Source organism: Arthrobacter sp. MYb214 (genome assembly GCF_002979865.1).
Taxonomy (GTDB): Bacteria; Actinomycetota; Actinomycetes; order Actinomycetales; family Micrococcaceae; genus Glutamicibacter.
This window is the reverse complement of sequence record NZ_PCPZ01000002.1, coordinates 135169-154333: the sequence shown is the minus strand read 5'-3', so window position 1 is coordinate 154333 and position 19165 is coordinate 135169. Positions and strand designations below refer to the sequence as shown.

Below are 19165 nucleotides of genomic sequence, written 5' to 3'. Positions count from 1 at the left end.
GCATCGTGCAAAGGCACGAAGCACAGCACGCAAAAGCGCGTTCGGAACTGCTCCATCGTTCCTGGCGGTAGCACCTTTCGGTTTCCCGATGGTTGCTGCGGCGTCTTCGAGCCAGATCTCTCAGCCGCTCTTGATGGGATGTTCTTCCATGGTTGGCTATCCGCCGCAAACGGTGCAAGCGGTATCCGGCGCCCGGCTTCATACAAGGCCGCCACGCTTCATATGTCGTCGCCTTGTCATGATGACGCGGGGGCCTGAACCCTTTTATGACGCGCAGAATTGAGAAAAACCGCATGGTTTAGCGGTTTCTCCTGAATTTTGTGACGATGTGCCGGTGCTCGATGACCGGGCGTTACGCTGCTGGCGGCTCAGCCGAGCACTTCTACCCCGAAGCTGGCGACCACGGTGCGTACTTCTTGCAGGTACCGCTGGGCCTGGTCGGTGAGCGGGATGGCGGCGTGGTCAATCCAGCCGATCTCGATGCGCTCCTCGATGGCCAGCGGGATAGCCACGATGGAGGGATCCAGCTCGTCGCTGATGATGCCGGTGGAGATCGTGTAACCTCCCAAGCCGATCATCAGGTTGAAGATGGTGGCTCGGTCCGAGACCTGGATTTCGCGTTGGCTGGAGCGCGTGGAGAGCACCTCCTCGGCGAAGTAGAAGGAATTATTCGCCCCCTGGTCGAAGGTCAGCCGGGGCAGGTCTTCGAGGTCTTCGAGCGTGACCTGGGTTCGGGTGGCCAGCGGGTTGCTGCGCGAGATGAAAATGTGCGGATCGGCCAGGAACAGCGGGTGGAAGACCAGCCGGGATTCGCGCAGCAGCTTGTCGATGACCTTCCGGTTGAAGTCGTTGCGGTACAGGATCCCGATGTCGCTGCGCAGCGTGCGCACGTCCTCGATGATCTCTTCCGTGCGGGTCTCGCGCAGCGAAAACTGGTACTCCTCGGCCCCGCTGGCCTGGACCATCCGCACGAAAGCATCCACCGAAAATGAGTAATGCTGGGTGGAGACGCCCAGCAGCCGCCGGGCGGAGGGACGTCCGAGGTAGCGATGTTCTAGGAGCTCCACTTGTTCCAGAACCTGCCGGGCGTAGCCGAGGAATTCTGCGCCTTCGGCGGTGAGCGTGACTCCCCTGGCCGAGCGCACCAGCAAGGTGCGTCCCACCCGGGATTCGAGTTCCTTCATCGCCGCGGACATGCTGGGCTGCGCGACGTAAATGAGGTCGGCGGCAGCCGAAATCGACCCCTCGGAGGCCACCGCCACAAAATAGCGAAGCTGCTGCAGTGTCAGACCATTCGTTCCCTGAACCATAGCCAGAGTCTATATGAATCCATAGTTATATCGAGTTACCTGATATCAAGAATCACCCTGCATGATTGACGCAACGACTTCCCCTGGGCCTGCCCAGGCCTCCCAAATACAGATTGGCCATCATGGCAGACGCATTAAATTTCAGCATTAGCACCACAAGATTCGACGAGAATTACTCCCCTTCTGCGAATTCTCGAACCACGACAAACTTCGCTAATTTGGCACGCGGAGAGCGTCGTGAAGAGAACCTGCGCAATGCTCTGACGATGATCAACCGCCGCTTCAATTCCTTGGCTCACTGGGACAATCCCCAGGGCGACCGCTATGCGCTGGAATTGGAAATCATTTCAGCAAATGTGCATTTTTCCGCCGATAATACCGAACAGGAATTTCCACTTTTAGAAGTGCTTGAAACCACGATCGTGGATAAACTCACGGGTACCCGGTCCCAGGGCATGGTCGGCAATAATTTCTCTTCTTATGTCCGCGATTACGACTTCAGCGTGGTGCTTCCAGCTTCGTGTAATGACAGCGGAGCTCCGATGCTTCCGGAAGATTTTGGCGATCTCCATGGGCAGCTTTTCCAGCATTTTTTGAACTCGCATGCCTACGGCGAACGCTTCGAGCAGCTGCCGGTGATCTGCATCAGCGTCTCGACTTCCAAGACCTATTTCCGCACCGGCAATAGCCATCCGGTGCTCGGTTTGGAATACCAGCAGGATGAAAATTCATTGACCGACGCGTACTTCGGAAAAATGGGCTTGAGCGTGCGTTACTTCATGCCGCCGGGTGCTGTTGCACCGCTGGCTTTCTACTTCCGTGGCGACCTGCTCAACGATTACACCAATCTGCAGCTGATCAGCTTGATCAGCGCCATGGAGACCTTCCAGAAGATCTACCGTCCGGAAATCTACAACGCCAATTCGGCAGCGCCTGCTGTGTACCACCCGAGTCTCGGCGCCCAGGATTTCTCCCCTACCCGCGTCTTTTATGACCGCGAAGAACGAACCCAGCTAGGCAAGGTCCAAGGGAAGTTCACCGAAGAGCATTTCATTATTCCAAATCGCGAACTGCTCGAATCCTGGGCTGCCAACTGCGCCGTCCCCACCGCCTAATCAATTATCTTCAGATTCCGAAGGACCAGTTATGACCAATTCCCTGCTTCCCACCTCTATCGTCGGCTCCCTGCCCAAGCCTTCCTGGCTTTCTGAAACCGAGACCCTGTGGTCTCCGTGGAAGCTGGAAGGGACGGCGCTGGCCGAGGGCAAGCAGGACGCGATGCGCGCCGCGGTGCTGGAACAGACCCGCCGCGGCATCGACATCATTTCCGACGGAGAGCAGACCCGCCAGCACTTCGTGACCACCTTCATCGAGCATCTGTCAGGCGTTGATTTCGAGAACAAGCAGACCATACTCATCCGCGACCGCTACGAGGCCAGCGTGCCCAGCGTCGTCGGCGCGGTGGAACGCAAGGCCCCTGTATTCGTAGAGGACGCGAAGTTCCTGCGCACGCTAACCGACCGCCAGATCAAGTGGACCCTGCCCGGTCCGATGACCATGGTGGACACCCTGCACGACGGCTACTACGGCAGCCGGGAGAAGCTGGCCTGGGAGTTCGCTGCCATCCTGAACCAGGAAGCCAAGGAATTGGAGGCCGCCGGAGTTGATGTCATCCAGTTCGACGAGCCTGCCTTCAATGTCTTCTTCGACGAAGTGGCCGACTGGGGCGTAGCCGCGCTGGAGCGCGCCTGCGAGGGCCTGAAGGCCGAGACCGTGGCTCATATTTGCTTTGGCTACGGCATCAAGGCGAACAATGACTGGAAAGCGACCCTGGGCACCCAGTGGCGGCACTACGAGAAGTCCTTCCCGCTACTGCAACGCTCATCAATTGACACCATTTCGCTGGAATCCCACCACTCGAATGTCCCGCAGGGGGTCGTGGAACTGGTGCGCGGCAAGCGGGTCATGCTCGGTGCCATCGACGTGGCCAACCAACAGGTAGAAACCCCAGACGAAGTGGCCGAAACCCTGCGCAAGGCGCTGGAATACGTGGATGCAGACAAACTGATCCCGAGCACCAACTGCGGCATGGCGCCGTTCCCCCGTGAGGTCGCTCTGGCCAAGCTCAGCGCTCTGAACGCCGGGGCCGCGGTGCTGCGTGAGGAGCTTGTCGGAACAAGCGTTTGAAATTCAGTCAGGCGCCTTACTCGCGGAAGATCTCAAAGTAATCTGTTGCTGGTGCCCGGGACGCGCTATGTACCTCGGATGCATGCGAAAACCGGTCGTGACCGCCGCGCGGGACGCCGCAATGATCGAGAAGAAGTGCCCGCTGCTATGTGCTTTGCTCGAGATGACTGGAATGAAGTTCACTGCAGACATGATCGGCTTCGGGGCTTCTCCGCCTCGGGCGCGAACGCTTACACGGGCATCCGGGTTGAATGGGACAAAGCTGGTTACTAACCTCCACTGCACCGTAAGTACGACACGCTACGACCGAGGCCTCTGCCTGTCGCAGTAAATTTTTATGATGTGATCAGCGCGAAGGTCGGCCGCAGGGCCAACGACGACAAAGTGAAAGGACGAGATGCCCGAACACTTTTTCACTATGACTCTTCTCCTGCGATAAAGCACGCGACGACCGTCGAACCCGTCTATGGATCGGCGACACGGCGACGACCGGTAAGGCTCCGGATGACACGTCAGGAAGGTCAGTCAGGCCCACAGCAGTAGCCGAGCACACCCCCGATGAGGAGTACCCCGAAGCATCGATCACGCGCTTCCTCGCCACCCGCCTCGCGTTCACTGATGAGATGCACGACTGGCTGCGCGCGGCGTTGGCGCCGAAGCCATTCTGCCTTGAGCACGACTCTCACCCACACGAAGCCACTTGACGATATAGTGAATCTCCATCAGCATCAGCATCTCGAAGGTACTCTAGCCAGTATAGTCTTTGCCGAAGATCACCTGGGAGTGGAGCTTCTCGATTTCGTCCTCGAGCTCCCAGAACTCCGCAGCCAGCCACTTCAATGAATTAGGCATAAAAGCTTTGATGTCCTTTTCAGGAGCGTCAGTACGGTAACTACGCTTCATCGAAACAAAGTCATAGGCTTTCCGGGTCACCGGATGTTTGACGAAGGATCCGTCAACCCAAATTCCATGAACGACGAAGTGCCGCAATTCTAGTGCCGTCTCCAAACGGTCGACAAGCTGCTTCGGTGCCACAGCACGCAGGGCCTTGACAAGACGCGTACTCGTGTCGTCGTATCTTTTTGTCCGTGTATCCCAGCCACCCGATGTCGCTTGCGACAACGTACCCCCTGCGTCCTCTGACCAGGCAGCGGCGATGACTACCTCACCGTTGAGCGTCGGGAGCTCCGGACTGACTTGTCGCCGGGACACATGACGATTGAGCGATTCTGGACCGTTCGCGAGCATTTCTCTCAAACGGTGGAGCAGTGCAGTCCCAATTGCAATTTGTTCCGATTTAGGTCGCATCTCCATATCCGGGGGCAGTACCCATTTCCGAATCTCGTCGATAAGTTCACGATCGTCATCCATACTCATGATCCCAATATTGCCAGCAAGAAACACTTGAGTAGTTCTAACTGTTTCGAATATCCATTGGCAAGATACCTATGATGCGCTCCTCAGTTACGAAGAATTCCACTTTCAGATTCCCCTGTTACATTCTCCGCGACACGTTTGTTCCAATGCGTCCTCAACTGTCGATCGTAATGTTCCAGCAGCACGAATAGTGTCAAGTTTCATTGAAGATGCGGCTAGTCGGTACCCTTACTTGAGAAACGCACGGAATTGGATCCCAGAGATTCCTTTCAGGAACAAATGTGCCGATACTGTTATGAGTCGAGCATTTTTTATTAGTCTGAGCCGAAGGGAGCTACTTGTGGACTTACTCAGCATCATGAATCACGGTACAGCGGTTGTTCACAACAATGACTCTGCGGTAGCTCTTCGACAGTGTGCTGAAGTTCTACTGAGAACGGCAAGAGCGTATGCGGGATTCGGTGTTGTCGCCGCGAGTCCCCAGGCAGAGCGGGTTTTGGGAGCTGCGATGATGCTGGAACCCTCTATTCACGGTAGCCGCAACGGCCCGACAATTATCTTTGACATCAACTACGCCAGCGGGACGCTACTCGCGCGTGCAGCTCGAAAATTGCGAGATAATGGCAATGAATTTTCGCTTGTAGGATTAGTGCTCAACCCGCTGGTAGAGACTGGCCCCGAGATTCGCATCACAGAATTGGATGTCGTTCATGTCGAATGCGATTGGGATTCGTCAGAGCAATGCCAAAGCAGCGTAGACAGCATCGTGGAACTTGCGCGCAGAATGTAGCCCCTGCGCTTTAGCCTCTAAATCAGCTTTCTTCTTTCCAGCAAGCGTTGCCAGCCCTTGAGCGTCCTTGGCTTCCACGCGAATTTCACCAATCTCGTGCAGGACGAACAGAATGGCTCCCTCCGCATGGGCTCGCTGGAACGCGGCGCGGCTCCTCCGCGCTACTGGTGAAGCACCTGCAGTCTTGATGACGGCCGAATCGAACGTCATCCCCGGAAGCCGTCCTTGGAGCAGCTGCGCAAGATTGACAGCTTGTTCGGCAGGTACAGTCGCGGTCGTGTGAAGCGTGAAGCTCTCAACAACTTCAAAATCGGGCGATTTCGATTCAACAGTAACGACATGGACCTTCGGCTTACCACCAGCAGGTTCTACGGATATTCCAAGTACACGCATAGTTTTACTTTATCCTTGTAACTGTGAATCTGTCAGAAATTCCTTTGGGGACCACAATTAATGATCGCTACGAACTGACTAAAAAATTGGGTGATGGTGCCGGCGGTTCAGTTTACAAAGCCCATGACAGGCATCTTGATGCCATCGTTGCGGTGAAAATTCTCGACCCGACTCATGACACCCTTGGCATGCCCTGGCAAGAGGCCCGCTTGCTTCAACAGCTTAGGTCGCGATACTTACTTGAGGTGTTGAATGCCGATATCGTGATCAACAGTGACCTCCGTTTTATTGTCACTTCTTTAATGAACGGCGGCGACCTGGAAAACCACTGCAGGCCGCATGGACTGCTCCCCTCAGAAGTGGCGCAGAGAGTACAGCAAATCGCGTCTGGGCTGGACCGTATTCATCGCGCGGGCATGCTTCACCGAGACGTCAAACCAGGCAATGCCATGTTGAACAACGATCAGACCGTATTGGGCGACCTCGGATTCTGTCATCTGCTCGATTCCGATGGAATCACTCCCCCGAATGGAAGTTTTTGCACAGTCGCGCCTGAAGCACTCGGCGCGAACGGCAAGTGCTCCAAGGCAACCGATGTCTACTCACTGGCAGCAACAACATTTTATCTATTGAGCGGCGAGTATCCGGTTGACCACCAAATTTCTCGTCAGGAACAGAACGATAAAATTATGGCCGGTTCGCTGCGTGAACTTCGATCGATTGCGCCACACATTTCCCGTGCCGTCGGCTCGGTCGTGCGTAAATCGCTCAGTCGCGATCCGGCGAAGCGCCACTCGAGCGTCACGGAATTCGGAAACGCTCTCGCTCAGGCCGTACAAGGCAGTCGTGACTGGGAACGGGTGACCCACGCAGATCACCTGCACTGTCTCATTGGCGCTAACCATGGCGCTAAGAAAGCGGTACGCGTTTGTGCAATTGCCTCCAACGACGGCAAGATTCGGGTCAGCGCAAAAATGCATGCAAGCGGTCGGCAGATCTCTGGTTATCCTGATAGGCATATCACCGAAAGCAGGTTGGCCATTGAACTCCAACGGCTGACTTCTAGCCTATAAGGACAACCTAAGAAAGGCCCAGCTCACTACCGAAGCGCGTCAAAAACAATTCTGTAGATTCGCAGACTAAATCAATGGATGAACGTAGAACTCGCGCTTCCACCAGATTAGTTACTCCCTAATTGTCTGTTCTACGGGTAAAATTAAACATATCTGCCTCAATTTCCGCTGATAGACACTGCACACTTACTTCAGAAAAATATAAAATAGCCTAGGATTACCAACATGACTAATGCCACCGTTCAAGGAGATGTTCTTGAGTGGGCGTTGGAGGATGCCGGAGTAAATAGGGCCGAGATCCTAGAAGCAGTTGGACTTAGTACGCATGCAGGGCAATCCACACTTCTTACAGGCCCCCTCACCATTGCTGAAGAAGACCTCAATTTCATTGCGAAAGCTACTCGGCGCTCGATCTATTTCTTTGCCCTCCCCACACCACCCACAATAAGTCGGCATTCCGTGGACGCAAATTTCCGGGCTCCCATGTCCAACTCAGGACAGGCCCGGGAACTAAACCCTGACGAACGTGCAGCGCTAAGAGACGCGAAGAGACGCCAGCAAGCCGCTGCAAAAATAAGCACTGAGCTCGTACACGGACGTGTCGATTACCCCTCCATTCATTCAAACGCGAATCCAGAGACAGCAGCCCTAGCTGTTGCCGCTTGGCTGCAATGGGGGAATGTAAGCAGCCGCCGCAGGAGGATCAAAAGCAAATCCCAGTTGTTTGTGTCGATCAGAGAAGCCTTAGAAGGCCAAGGCGTGATGACCAACCTGTTGCCGATCCAAGGTGACTCATTGCGAGGCTTTACACTCCACCACGATTACGTACCGCTCATCTTTGTAAATTCTGCTGCAAAACATCCAGCCGCTCGTTCATTCACGCTCCTACACGAACTCGCACATTTGCTACGCGGAGTCGATAAGGCATGTGATAAGCATGACCTACAGTCCCGCACCAGCGAAGAATCTTGGTGCAACCGTTTCGCAGCTGCGTTTCTCATGCCTAAGGAGGAACTGACGACTTACATGGAAAAGTACCTCAAGAAGGTATTTATTCATGACGACGACATCGAATCTGTTCGACGCATCGCGGGTTACTTCTACTGCAGTTACTTTAGTGTGGCTATCCGGCTCAAGGAGTTGGGTCTCGCAAGTGCTGGCCTTGTAGATGCAGTTTCGGGCAGTTTTGTTGAGCCCGCGCAAGACGGATTTGCACGTGGAGGCCAGACACGAGCACAAAAGCGAATTGCCGCCTACGGGACCGGCATAGCCAGGCTATTTGGCGAGGCACTTGAGAACGCCAATCTCTCGGAGATCGAAGTACGTAAGAGTCTTAATCTTAAGTCCCAAAACGAGCTCCTTAGTTTCCTTACACTGGGCCGGGAGGCCGTGTAGAGGTGACTCAGATTTATGTACTCGACAGCTCGGCGTTACAGACCTTGAACAAGTTGGCACCTCTGGATGCCACGCTTACTGAAAAGCTCACAGATCTGCGCGACAAATCCCGTGTTATTTACTGTGAAGCTACAAAAAATGAACGACAAGAGTATGCCAAAGGCGAGCCTGTTACGATTTGGGCTGCAGCTGGTTGGCGGAGTCTAAAAGAAGCAGCAGAAGTTCGCTACCAAAGTGTCCATTCTGTGTGCGCTAAATTTGGATTGAATCCAGCCCAGCAGCACATTCTAGATATCAATAATGAGGAAACCGATCAGCAACAAGCTATCGTTACAATTGCCCTAGCCCAGCAACTAGCCACGTCTTACGAGGTCATCGTCGTCTCCGATGAAGAGTGGACAATAGAGGATCGATGTACTGTGTCAGAAGCCTGCATCTTCCTTGGAATCGCCTGCTGCACAGTGAAGGACTTTTTGGAGGCTGAGGCCATTACACTTGTTACTGAAGTTCCATGACAGGTTCGTTGTCCTTAACGTAACGAATTCTCTTGGTGCTCACCTTGTCCAAATATCGTTCTAGCCAAGCTGCATCGGCGAATCCTCTTTCGCTAAGGACGTCCAAAACAGCCTTGATGAATAACAGCATCCCTGCCCCATGATCGACTCGCACTTGTTGACCCGTTGGCAGGTTCATAGGCCTCCAGAACTGTGCTTCGAATCCTCCGAGCTGAGCGAGTTCCATTGCCTCGTTCTCCCCGGCTTTTGGTGCAAAGGGCATGACAATTTGGTATCCGTCAGTTGAGTTGGAGTTATGAATTCCGAACAGCGCTGAATCATTCACTAGAAAAAATTCCGGGCGGGCATCTTCCGGCAAGTCATGAAACCATTTCGCGACAGTTCTGGGATGAGACGTCGCCTCATGCGCGAATACAGCAAATACCGGGCGTAATTCGTGAGAGCTATTCAAATTATAATGCTTCCGGACTTTTTCCACGATATCTTTCTGAACATCCGCCTTACTCAAATTTCCTTTAACCTCAATGGCCAAAAGAACCGATTCAACTGGAAAAATCAACTCGTCTGCGGTCTGGCCAAAAAGGACTGGATGCGAAGTATTCGATAGTACGAGTGCATCCATCTGCGCAGATATTCGTCCATCCGAGTCGATGACTTCCCCGTTGGAAACACGGGTGGACGGCGGTAATACCTTGTCCAGGACTTTAATTATCGAGTTCTCATCGGCCGTTCCTCTGGTCCCAATGTGATTCACTAAACCGGCAATTTCTTGCGATTCAATACGCAAGATATTGGAAACAGCATTCCAGTATCTCTGGACTGCTGGAGGAGTTATTGGTTTTGATGAATTCATAATAGAAAGTCTATACCGGCGGGAACCCCTCGTTGTTCCATCGGTCCAATCCAGGTTTGGATAACACTCGATAAGGAATTCGAAACCTCGCCGTTTGTTTGACGGCATCGAAGTGCTCCAATGTTCTTCTTAGAACTCCTTATTGGTTGAAATACGGTATCTGGCTTAGGCTCGGCTACGCCACTCCGGAACAGCGTTGTTTAGGGCGGCCAGTCGCCATGGTTGCAAGGTGTTCTCAATGCGTCCTTGATGCTGGTTGTGTAGCCAAACACCTAAGGCACGCTCTTCCTCTGTCTCGTAAGTTCTATAACGAGGCATGTGGCCAGTAGAAACGACGAAAATTCTCACTGCTTCCAGCATGGTTCGCCAGTGTTCGTCGCGGCGTCGTTGCGACAAGTTGACTTGCCACCGTTTCACCCCGTCAAGGAGAATAACTTTCGCCGCTGACAATCGTCCTTTTCGATAGGCATTGCGTTGTGTCGCAAGCCATCGAGCTAGAAAGCGTTCCTCCTCCTCTTCGGCCCGACTGTCCGGCAACCGGTGGTGAGCTTCCTGGAATGTGAGCACTTCGGAGAGACGCTGCCGCCATCTCGTCGAAGGCCGGTCAGGGTCTCGTTTACCCAAAGCAACGGCATGGATTTCGTGTACCCCTGGCGTGTACTTTTCCCTGACACGAAAATGCAGGTGAACTGTGGCCACGTTAGCATGACACAAATCAGCTATTTCACGCACTGTCAGGCCAGCGGCATACATCATGTCCCATTCTGGATGTCGAGAAACTTCCCAACTTGTCATGACACTAAAATACGCCATACATTGGTGCCTTAGAATGAAGGACACCTTCCAGACATAGAATCAACGCAATTACTCTATGATTTCAAGCGCCGGGAGATTAGCAACGATTTTGTTGGTCTCCAAAGATACTGTGATGATTCGCTTGATCAAATCAATAATGTATCGAGGGTTTCCAACCTCTCGCGAATAGTCGTTCGGGTCATTACGGAGCTGGGATGATTTATGAACCGAGACTTGATAGCGGTCAATAATCCATTCCAACGCCGACTTGCCGTTCACCTGGTACTCCAGTGCTTCCTCCGGAATACCTTTGAGCGTGATGTTCTGGTTATAGACGATGCCGGTCTTGTCCTTACGCCCCAGGAAGCCCAACTTCTGTACACGGTACATCTCGTATTCATCCGCTACGGTCTTTTTCACCACTTATTCAAGCGGGTAGGGTTCAACAGACTCATAGTTCAAATGCAATTCGGAGAGAGCACGACCGGATTTGCTGAATCCCCAGAAATCCTTAACCTTCGGAATACGCGGAAGCAATTTTGCAAGGTCTGCAGAGTACTTCTCTTTGTACTGGCCACTGTGCAGGAGACCGTATACATAGAAGAAAATGTCCTCTTTCGTGAGTTTCTGGTCTGAGTAGATAGTTCGGAAGGACTTAAGCGTTGCCTTAGTGATGTTGTCTTTGCGGCGATATCCATTAATTAAGGTTGGATCGTCTACCAACGACAGCAAATCATTGGGATCGAGCTCAACTGGTTCGTACGTATACAAGGCAAACCACTGGGCCTTCGAGATTGATTCAAGGTCAGGAAGTGAATCAACCATCAGCGCCGAAAATTCCTTTGTGGATCCTCGTCCAGTAGCTCCAAATGCGAAGTTCCTATGTTGCGGTGTTGGAAAAAGCTTTGTCATTTGCCCTGGGCGTTCGATAAGCCCCTTTCCCATATAAAGATTCTGCTTATTGAAAGGCCTATAGATGCTAGAACGAATGCCAGAATCCTGAAACTTAAGTTCTTTTCTTCGCCTGAAATCCTGTAGCATCCCAGGACTCCAGCCAATATATGCGGGATCTAGATTTGGGTCTGTGCTCCCCGCGTCAATCTCAGCTTGGTAGTTGTTGATGAGATTATGAACATTAGATGAAACTCTTTCGATAGAAAAGTTGTAAACCCACGCATCTCGATTGCTTTTGACGCCACCTGAATAGTTTTCGAAAATACCAAGAGTATGACTCTGACCCTTGGTGGACTTGTCGCCGAGTGGCTGATAGGTATCGTATTTCTCATCCCGGTGGTTGATCCAATCACCATGCTCATTCGGACTGATTCTTTCCCAATCAGTCCCTTCGAGAGATGCCTCATTGCTGAGAATATCGAGCTTTTCCTCCCGGGACAGATAGTCCCCAATATTTCGGTAAAGGATCTCCGCCGGCCCACTATGAGCACTGTTCTTGATCAGGACAGCAATAGCTACTTGAGTTCGCGACCCCTCTTTAAAAACGTTGCCTGATTCTTTGCGTCGCTGTTCACCTGAGGTACGGGCGTTGCCACGTAGGTTGTGGATGAAGATGCGGCTGAATTCGTTGGCGAAGGTTTTGCGGATTCCGTCTGCTGCGTTTCCATCAATGAAAGACCCGTTAGAGACGAACGCAATGACGCCATCCTTTTTAACGCGGTTCGATGCCCAGCGGATGCCGCGGATGTAAGAATCGTAAAGGCTGTTTTTCAACGATGCAGTTGAGTGCTTGGCATAGGTACCAGCGATTGAGGCGTCCAGTGCCGGATATTTCTGATTCTGATTATTATCGTTTGCCGACGATTGGCCGGACGAATACGGAGGATTCATCACTATGACACGAATGTCTTGGTTCTTCTGCCGGGCCACACGTTTGTGGTTCTCAGGGAAGAAGTCATTGGACTTCATCTGTCCGTCATCCTCGTTCAGCTGAAACGTATCAGTGAGAGCAATGCCATCGAATGGAACATATTCTCCTGAATCCACGCCCAGTTGCTTGGACTGTTCCGCGTAGACGGTTTCAATATTGATCGCTGCAATGTAGTACGACAACAGGACGATTTCGTTGGCGAACAGTTCCTGAGTGTACTTCCTGTGCAGGTCCTCGGGCTTGATCAGCCCGGACTGCAGTAGCCTGGTGACGAAGGTGCCGGTGCCGACAAACGGTTCCAGAATCGAGACGCCTTCATCGGAGAGGGACTTGCCGAACTCCAGGCGCAGCGCAGCATCAGCAGAACGCAAAATATAGTCCACCACCGGTACAGGCGTGAACACGATCCCTAAGCGGTCTGCGACGCGGGGGAAAGCATTGCGGAAGAAGTTGTCATACAGTTCCAGAATGATCTGTTGCTTCGCATTAGCGTTGTCGATGTCCTTTACTCGGGCGCGGACCGACTCATAGAACTTCTCTAGCCCGGTGCGTTCGTTCTCGAACGCCGAGTTTTCATCGAGCTGTTCCAGGATCTTCTGCATTGCCACCGATACCGGGTTGTGCTCGGTGAAGTTCGAATCCTTGAACATCGCATCAAACACCGGCTTAGTCACCAGATGCTGAGCCAGCATCTCAATGCCCTGCTCGTCATCGATCTCTGGGTTCAGATTCTGCTGCAGCCCCTCGATGAATTCATCGAACGCCGCACGGTGTCCGCTATCTGCGTCGGCAAGTAGCTGCTTGATGAGAGCGATGTGCTTGTTCGCTATATCGGCGATGTCCTTGGACCAGTCAGCCCAGTACATGCGGTTGCCGCACTTGTCCACGATCTTCGCGTAGACGGAGTCTTTCCATTCCTCCACCGGGAACTCCAGCATCGGCTGCACCGGTTTCTGAGTGGGACCGGGGTCGCCAGGTTCGTCAATCGGGGTAGGCCGCGGATCAATAATTCGGTCTGACTTCTTCTTAGGTGCCAGGTCGATCTTATCGACGATGATCGATTCCGGGGCCTTGTTGTTCAGCTCGATCTGATTGATCGCGGTGTCCATGCGCTCATCGTGCGCACGCAGCGCCTGCAATACCTGCCAGACCACCTTGTAGCGCTCGTTGTCCTTGAGTGCTTCAGAGGTCGACATGCCCTCCGGGATCGCAATGGGCAAGATGATGTAACCGAACTGCTTTCCCTCAGCTCTTCGCATCACGCGCCCCACTGCCTGGATCACGTCCACCATGGAATTGCGCGGATTCAGGAACAGCACTGCATCCAGCGAAGGGACATCCACACCCTCGGTCAGGCAACGGGCATTGGTCAGGATACGGCAGACCTGCCCCTTATCGGTGGTGTCTTCCTTCAGCCAGTCCAGACGTTCGGCACGCTGGATTGCGTTGAAACCGCCATCCACGTGCTTCACCTGCACCTGCAGGTCATCGGTCGGGTCATCATTCTCCAGATCCGCCAGATGAGTGCTGACCAAGTGCTGGAACCCGGATTCCACCATTTTCGAGGACTTGATGTCCCGGTTGAACGCGACCGCGCGACGCATCGGCGCCAAATCCGTACCAAAAGAGGCCTCATGCAACCCTGCCCGGCGTTTGGCCAACCCGTTCCAGCAACCAATCAGCTTCGCTACGTCATCGATCTGCAGCTCCATATTCGAATCAGAAAGCTGCTTCTGGAAAGTTTCAACGATCTGAGTTTCGTCTACGCCGAGCACCAGCACCTTGTAATCGGTCAGTAACTGGTTAGTAACGGCTTCCCCGAACCCGATCCTGTGGAACACGGGGCCATAAAGTTCCAAATCATCCATGGAGCACAGGACAGCGTCTTTTTCCTTGGCCTTGTCCTTGATGCTGTCGTTGAACACGCGCGGAGTCGCGGTCATGTACAACCGCTTATCCGCGGTGATTACCTGGTTGGAATGGATCTTCACGAAGTTCGACTCACTCGCGCCGACTAATGTGGCACCGGTAGTGCGGTGCGCTTCATCGCAGATCACCAGATCAAAGTCTGGCAACCCGGCCCGCTGCGCTTCAGAAACGGCCTGAATGGACTGGTAAGTGGAGAACACGACCGTCATCCCCTCGTCCAGCGAACGCAGGCTCATCGCCTCGACCAGGGTCTTTCCATCGGTGGTGGCAGGGATCTGCAGATCATGGATCGCCACATCGGTCATGTCGTTGTTATTGGTGCGGCCGACCTTAGTATCCGAGCAGACCGCATAGGCGTGCATCGGCAGCTCCGTCTCGTCCGACCATTCCTTGAGTGACTGCGACATCAGCGTCAAAGAAGGCACCATAAACAGGATTCGCGCGTGGCCTTCTGCTTCAGCGAAGCGTTCGGCAATCTTCAACGCGGTAAAGGTTTTGCCGGTACCGCACGCCATGATCAGCTTTCCACGCTCGTTCTCCGCGAACCCTTCCAGGGTTTTGCTCACGGCGACATGCTGGTGCGGGCGAAGCTGCTTCTTCTCATACAGCCCCGGCGCCTTCTCCGGCACGGTAATTTCGTAGGTCGCCCAGTCAATATTGGAGCTGCGGAAGTCGCTTAATCCCACTCGCTGGATGGGTAGATGCTGCCCATCGAGCATCTCCTCAGCATTCTTGGACCATTCCCGACCGGTTGTATCAACCCACAAACGGTGAGTAAAGGGTTTCTTGCCAGAGTTCGAGATGAAAGAGTCAATCTCGCTCTTGGCGATTTGGGTATTTTCGGCGTAGAACTTCGATTGGATTGCGGTGATTCCGCCGTCGTATCGCTCTGCTACCAGATCTATGCCATTATCGGCGCGACCGTCCCTGCCTGGCCATTCATTCCAAAGCCACACGTTTTTATACTGCAGGGAATGCACACCATCGTTGAGCAAGAAGTTCTTTGTTAACGCTTCCAAATAGTTGCCTTGCATGCGCTTGGAATCTGACAAAGCACGGTACGAATCAAGCAGACGATCAAACGGTGTCGCCACTATAACCTCCAAGAACGCAAACCAATAAGAACTGGATAACTTCCAGTTAAGTCTAGTGTGAGTACACCGCAATGCCTGCGCCCCGATTACTTTTGATTGACTCTATTACCCTCATCCTGCCCATCCCTCGCGCTCAGCACCCATGGCCAGGACAATAATTGCCATGGACTATGACAATCCGTTGATACTCAAGGACGTTGATGCGTGGCGCTCTTGGCTGGATGAAAACGAAGAAACTAGCGATGGCGTGTGGCTGCTCGTAGCCAAGAAAGGCACCACCGAACCGACCTCATTGCTGGTTGCCGACGCGTTGCAGGAAGCCTTATGCAGCGGCTGGATCGACGGACAGCGGCGTAGCAACGATGAGAAGACATTTCTGCAGCGCTACACTCCCCGGCGCAAAGCCTCCGTCTGGTCCGAAAAGAACACCCAGTTCGTCCAGGAGCTGATCGCCCAAGGCAGGATGCGTCCGCGCGGTCAGACTGAGATCGACAAGGCCAAAGCCGATGGCCGGTGGGATCGCGCCTACCAGGAGCAGGCAACGGCCCAGGTCCCTGAGGACCTGCAGCGCGCGTTGGATGCTGAGCCTGCCGCCAAGGCGGCGTTTGAAGCATTGAAGTCCCAGCCGCTCTATCACATCCTGCACCAGCTCATGATTGCCGAGATGGAGAAGACCAGGACTGCGCGCATCACCCGTTTCATCTCACAGTTGAATCACAGCGCTGACTAATTGAAGCCAGGAAAGTTGCACTACCTTCAGATGCACAATCGAGTACTGAGATTTTTCATCGTGGTCTTTTCTGACGCGAGAATGTTTGATAGGTGTTGCTCGTAGTTCAGTTTGGCGGGCATGGGGAATGGAGACAGATAACTCCGCCTTCTCCACAAACACCCACGGAATGCGCAACAAGCGCCTCGGACTAGAACTATCTCCGCACCGAGCCAGAGCGGCGCCATACCAAGTTTTGGTATCAGAGGGCCAACTTTGTTTCCTTGTCTGCCATGTGCGGATATCTATACTCGTGATGCCAACGCTACCTACAAGAAATTACCCTTTATATCTAGCCGTCACAAAGTATCTCCGGAACTTTCCCCTGTTGTGCCTAAACATCAAAATTAGCGTTCAGTTGTGATTATTCTAGGGGGTCGATACGAATTTTGATTAGTCCGCCTACTGCGACGAAATTAACCCAATATGGCCTCTGCATTCACTGTGAATCCGGCGGCTTTCAAGTCGCCGAGTAACCGACGTTGCCAGCCTCCGTGCGAATCCAATGGATAGTATGCGACGCCGCTTATATCCGATGGAAGATCGACATTCTCTTCATGCAGGATGGTTACGTTCTGTCGACCCAAGCGTCCCATTGCATAGCCAAGTTCAAGGATTACATTCTGTCGGGCCCGTAGCTGAAGCTCAGAGGTACCTGCTAGTCGACCTTCGTCGTCTCCGGTAGCAATTACCACGGCAAAGCCCGCAGTCTTCCCAAGATGCTCCTCAAGTTTTTCGATGATGGTTCTGCCTTGGTTTGGCTGCTCCATGAGTACGATTGGCTGGTGCGAGGTGGCACGGAGAATCAAGTTCACCACTTCAAGCCGTGGAGCATCAGCGCGACCGTGAATGACGAAAATCTCTGATGGCTTGTCCCCAGCTGTTTCAGCAACGTTCGCACTATCGGCTTGGATTTCTGGTTCCAGAGCGTAGAATCCCAGATTACTTTTCAGCTCGTTTAGCCGGTTCAACTTAGTTAAAATATCCTCTCGGACCCCATCGACGGTTACTGATTCAGCTACTTCCAGTCCGAAAGCATAATTAAGCCCTCGAAAATCCAAGTAGTCATTCTTTGGGCCACTCGTGAAGAATCCTTTAGTATGGAAACTTGCATCCAAAAGGAGTTGATTTCGCCGATCCCACGTTTGGTACCCGGCAGATAAAACGTCTATGTCATCTTGACCACTACTCTCAATGAGGTTTTTGCCTTGAGCTATAGCTTCGTCAAGTCGGGTGCCCAATTGTGAGGCTGAAATCTGCAAGCGTACGTTCATGCTTCAATCTTCCCAGACTAGTCGGACCCCGTCGAACAACCTTCCTGTTATGTCGTAGAAAGACGGAGACCAAGGCTGTATCTATACTCTCGCCGCTCGCCGGGACAGTATTACAACGGATTGCCGCTCGTTGGGAATCTCTCGAAGTTTATCTCGCTCTCTAACAGCGGTGAAATCTTGGTGTTTGACGCGTTGGTCGAGCTCTGCCGTTCCTGCAGCGCTTCACTCCCCGGCGCAAATCATCCGTCTGGTCCGAAAAGAACACCCAGTTCGTCCAGGAACTGATGGCCCAGGGCAGGATACGCCCTCGTGGACAGGCCTAGATCGACAAGGCCAAAGCCGATGGCCGGTGGGATCGCGCCCACCAAGGACAGGCGACTGCACAGGTCCCCGCGAATCTGCAGCGCGCGCTGGATGCTCATCCGGCGGCCAAGGCGGTTTTTGAGGCGCTGAAGTCCCAGCCGCGTTATCACATACTGCACCAGCTGATGATCGCCAAGACGGAGAAGGCCAGGGCTGCGCGCATCTCCCGTTTCATCGCCCAATTGAATGAGGAAGCTGGAGAATCCGGTAGCAGGTGAGCACCATTTCCGCTAGTCAATATCGGATAATCTTCCACTGGGACTGCGCTCCCCGAACGATTCTTGCTGCGGTAGACTCCGGAATGACGTCGGGTAATCGGCGCTTGGACCGTGGCGGTTCTGGTACCGCCGAAGGGAGAATTTCATGCAGCTTGAGAACAAGGTCGTCATTGTCACCGGGGGCGCGTCCGGCATTGGCGGAGCGATCTCGCGAGTCCTGGCTCGCCGCGGAGCCAAGGTCGTGGCTGTGGATCTGAATGCCGAGGCCGGTGCCGCGCTGGCAGAAGAATTCGGCGACTCGGTGATCTTCATCGCTGGCGATGTCAGCAAACAGGAAACCGCAGATGCAGCCGTTGCCGCGGCCGTGGAGAACTTCGGCGGACTGAACGGCTTGGTGAACAACGCCCATGCCTCGCGCCAGGCACCGTTCACCGATCTGGACCAGGCTGCCTGGGATCTGTCCTTCAACACCGGCTTTGTGGCCACCCGCCAGTTCATGCTCGCCGTCTACCCGCATCTGAAGGACAACGGCGGTTCGATTGTGAACTTCGGTTCCGGCTCGGCCATGGTCGGCCAGCCGACCCAGGCGGCCTATGCTTCGGCCAAGGAAGCCATCCGAGGCTTGTCCCGCGTGACCGCCAACGAATGGGCCGCCAATAACATCCACGTCAACGTGGTCTCCCCCATGGCATTGACCGACGGCGTCAAGGCCTGGAGCGAGGCCTTCCCTGACCTGTACAAGCAGTCGCTGGCCAAGGTTCCGCTGGGCCGCTTCGGCGATCCGGAAGCCGACGTCGCACCAGTGGTCGCCTTCCTGCTCTCGGATGACGCCAAGTACGTCACCGGGCAAACTCTCATGGCAGATGGTGGAGCCAACAAGCTCTACTAGTCTTCAGAACTCTTTCCTGCCACTCCAGGGCCGGGATTTTTCCCCGGGCTCTGGAA

The 19165-nt window shown here is 53.7% G+C and carries 15 protein-coding genes, 1 pseudogene and 1 riboswitch; of the genes and pseudogenes, 9 read left to right on the top strand and 7 right to left on the bottom strand.

Features of this window, described 5'->3' with window-relative positions:
* Positions 1-49: 49 nt before the first annotated feature.
* Positions 50-140, bottom strand: a riboswitch (SAM riboswitch).
* Positions 141-368: 228 nt separating this feature from the next.
* The gene (locus tag CQ012_RS06470; RefSeq protein WP_105661674.1) at positions 369-1310 is read right to left on the bottom strand and encodes a LysR family transcriptional regulator; all 942 of its coding nucleotides are present in this window, start codon (positions 1308-1310) and stop codon (positions 369-371) included.
* A gap of 122 nt (positions 1311-1432) precedes the next feature.
* Here CQ012_RS06470 and CQ012_RS06465 point away from each other — a divergent pair, with 122 nt between their 5' ends.
* Both CQ012_RS06465 and CQ012_RS06460 read left to right on the top strand, forming a co-directional pair.
* A complete protein-coding gene (locus tag CQ012_RS06465; protein ID WP_105661673.1) occupies positions 1433-2425 on the top strand; it encodes a DUF1852 domain-containing protein in 993 nt (330 codons plus the stop codon).
* Between the two features lie 31 nt (positions 2426-2456).
* Entirely contained in the window at positions 2457-3497 is a 1041-nt protein-coding gene (locus tag CQ012_RS06460) for a methionine synthase (protein WP_105661672.1), read from the top strand.
* A gap of 747 nt (positions 3498-4244) precedes the next feature.
* Here the strand turns inward: CQ012_RS06460 and CQ012_RS06450 are convergent.
* On the bottom strand, positions 4245-4874 hold the full coding sequence (locus CQ012_RS06450; protein WP_146112918.1) for a hypothetical protein: 630 nt from the start codon (positions 4872-4874) through the stop codon (positions 4245-4247).
* Positions 4875-5607: 733 nt separating this feature from the next.
* Positions 5608-6057: a hypothetical protein gene (locus tag CQ012_RS06445; RefSeq protein WP_105661669.1), complete on the bottom strand. Its 450-nt coding sequence runs from the start codon at positions 6055-6057 to the stop codon at positions 5608-5610.
* Positions 6058-6080: 23 nt separating this feature from the next.
* Here CQ012_RS06445 and CQ012_RS06440 point away from each other — a divergent pair, with 23 nt between their 5' ends.
* The 3 genes from CQ012_RS06440 (at position 6081) to CQ012_RS06430 (ending at position 9040) form a co-directional block, all read left to right on the top strand.
* Positions 6081-7130, top strand: a complete 1050-nt coding sequence (locus tag CQ012_RS06440; protein ID WP_181149027.1) for a serine/threonine-protein kinase — start codon at positions 6081-6083, stop codon at positions 7128-7130.
* 225 nt (positions 7131-7355) lie between these two features.
* The gene (locus tag CQ012_RS06435) at positions 7356-8525 is read left to right on the top strand and encodes an ImmA/IrrE family metallo-endopeptidase (RefSeq protein WP_105661667.1); all 1170 of its coding nucleotides are present in this window, start codon (positions 7356-7358) and stop codon (positions 8523-8525) included.
* Between the two features lie 2 nt (positions 8526-8527).
* Complete coding sequence (locus tag CQ012_RS06430; protein WP_105661666.1) at positions 8528-9040, top strand: DUF4411 family protein; 513 nt, start codon at positions 8528-8530, stop codon at positions 9038-9040.
* Here the strand turns inward: CQ012_RS06430 and CQ012_RS06425 are convergent.
* The 3 genes and pseudogenes from CQ012_RS06425 to CQ012_RS06415 form a co-directional block, all read right to left on the bottom strand.
* Positions 9024-9893 (bottom strand): DUF6602 domain-containing protein, encoded by an 870-nt coding sequence (locus CQ012_RS06425; protein WP_146112917.1) that lies wholly within the window; start codon positions 9891-9893, stop codon positions 9024-9026. The genes CQ012_RS06430 and CQ012_RS06425 overlap by 17 nt on opposite strands.
* Positions 9894-10058: 165 nt before the next feature.
* Positions 10059-10706, bottom strand: a complete 648-nt coding sequence (locus CQ012_RS06420) for a helicase associated domain-containing protein (protein ID WP_105661664.1) — start codon at positions 10704-10706, stop codon at positions 10059-10061.
* Between the two features lie 51 nt (positions 10707-10757).
* A pseudogene (locus CQ012_RS06415) lies at positions 10758-15536 on the bottom strand (DEAD/DEAH box helicase).
* 223 nt (positions 15537-15759) lie between these two features.
* On the opposite strand from CQ012_RS06415, the gene CQ012_RS06410 reads away from it, so the two are divergent.
* Complete coding sequence (locus CQ012_RS06410; protein WP_105661663.1) at positions 15760-16326, top strand: YdeI/OmpD-associated family protein; 567 nt, start codon at positions 15760-15762, stop codon at positions 16324-16326.
* Between the two features lie 455 nt (positions 16327-16781).
* On the opposite strand, the gene CQ012_RS06405 is transcribed toward CQ012_RS06410, so the two are convergent.
* Positions 16782-17639: a TIR domain-containing protein gene (locus CQ012_RS06405; protein ID WP_105661662.1), complete on the bottom strand. Its 858-nt coding sequence runs from the start codon at positions 17637-17639 to the stop codon at positions 16782-16784.
* A 203-nt stretch (positions 17640-17842) separates the two neighbouring features.
* On the opposite strand from CQ012_RS06405, the gene CQ012_RS18045 reads away from it, so the two are divergent.
* The 3 genes from CQ012_RS18045 (at position 17843) to CQ012_RS06395 (ending at position 19109) form a co-directional block, all read left to right on the top strand.
* Positions 17843-17962: a hypothetical protein gene (locus CQ012_RS18045; RefSeq protein WP_502692954.1), complete on the top strand. Its 120-nt coding sequence runs from the start codon at positions 17843-17845 to the stop codon at positions 17960-17962.
* Positions 17963-18220, top strand: coding sequence for a YdeI/OmpD-associated family protein (locus CQ012_RS17865; protein ID WP_502692953.1), 258 nt, complete (start codon positions 17963-17965; stop codon positions 18218-18220). It abuts the gene before it with no gap.
* 145 nt (positions 18221-18365) lie between these two features.
* Positions 18366-19109, top strand: coding sequence for an SDR family NAD(P)-dependent oxidoreductase (locus CQ012_RS06395; RefSeq protein ID WP_105661661.1), 744 nt, complete (start codon positions 18366-18368; stop codon positions 19107-19109).
* Positions 19110-19165 lie beyond the last annotated feature (56 nt).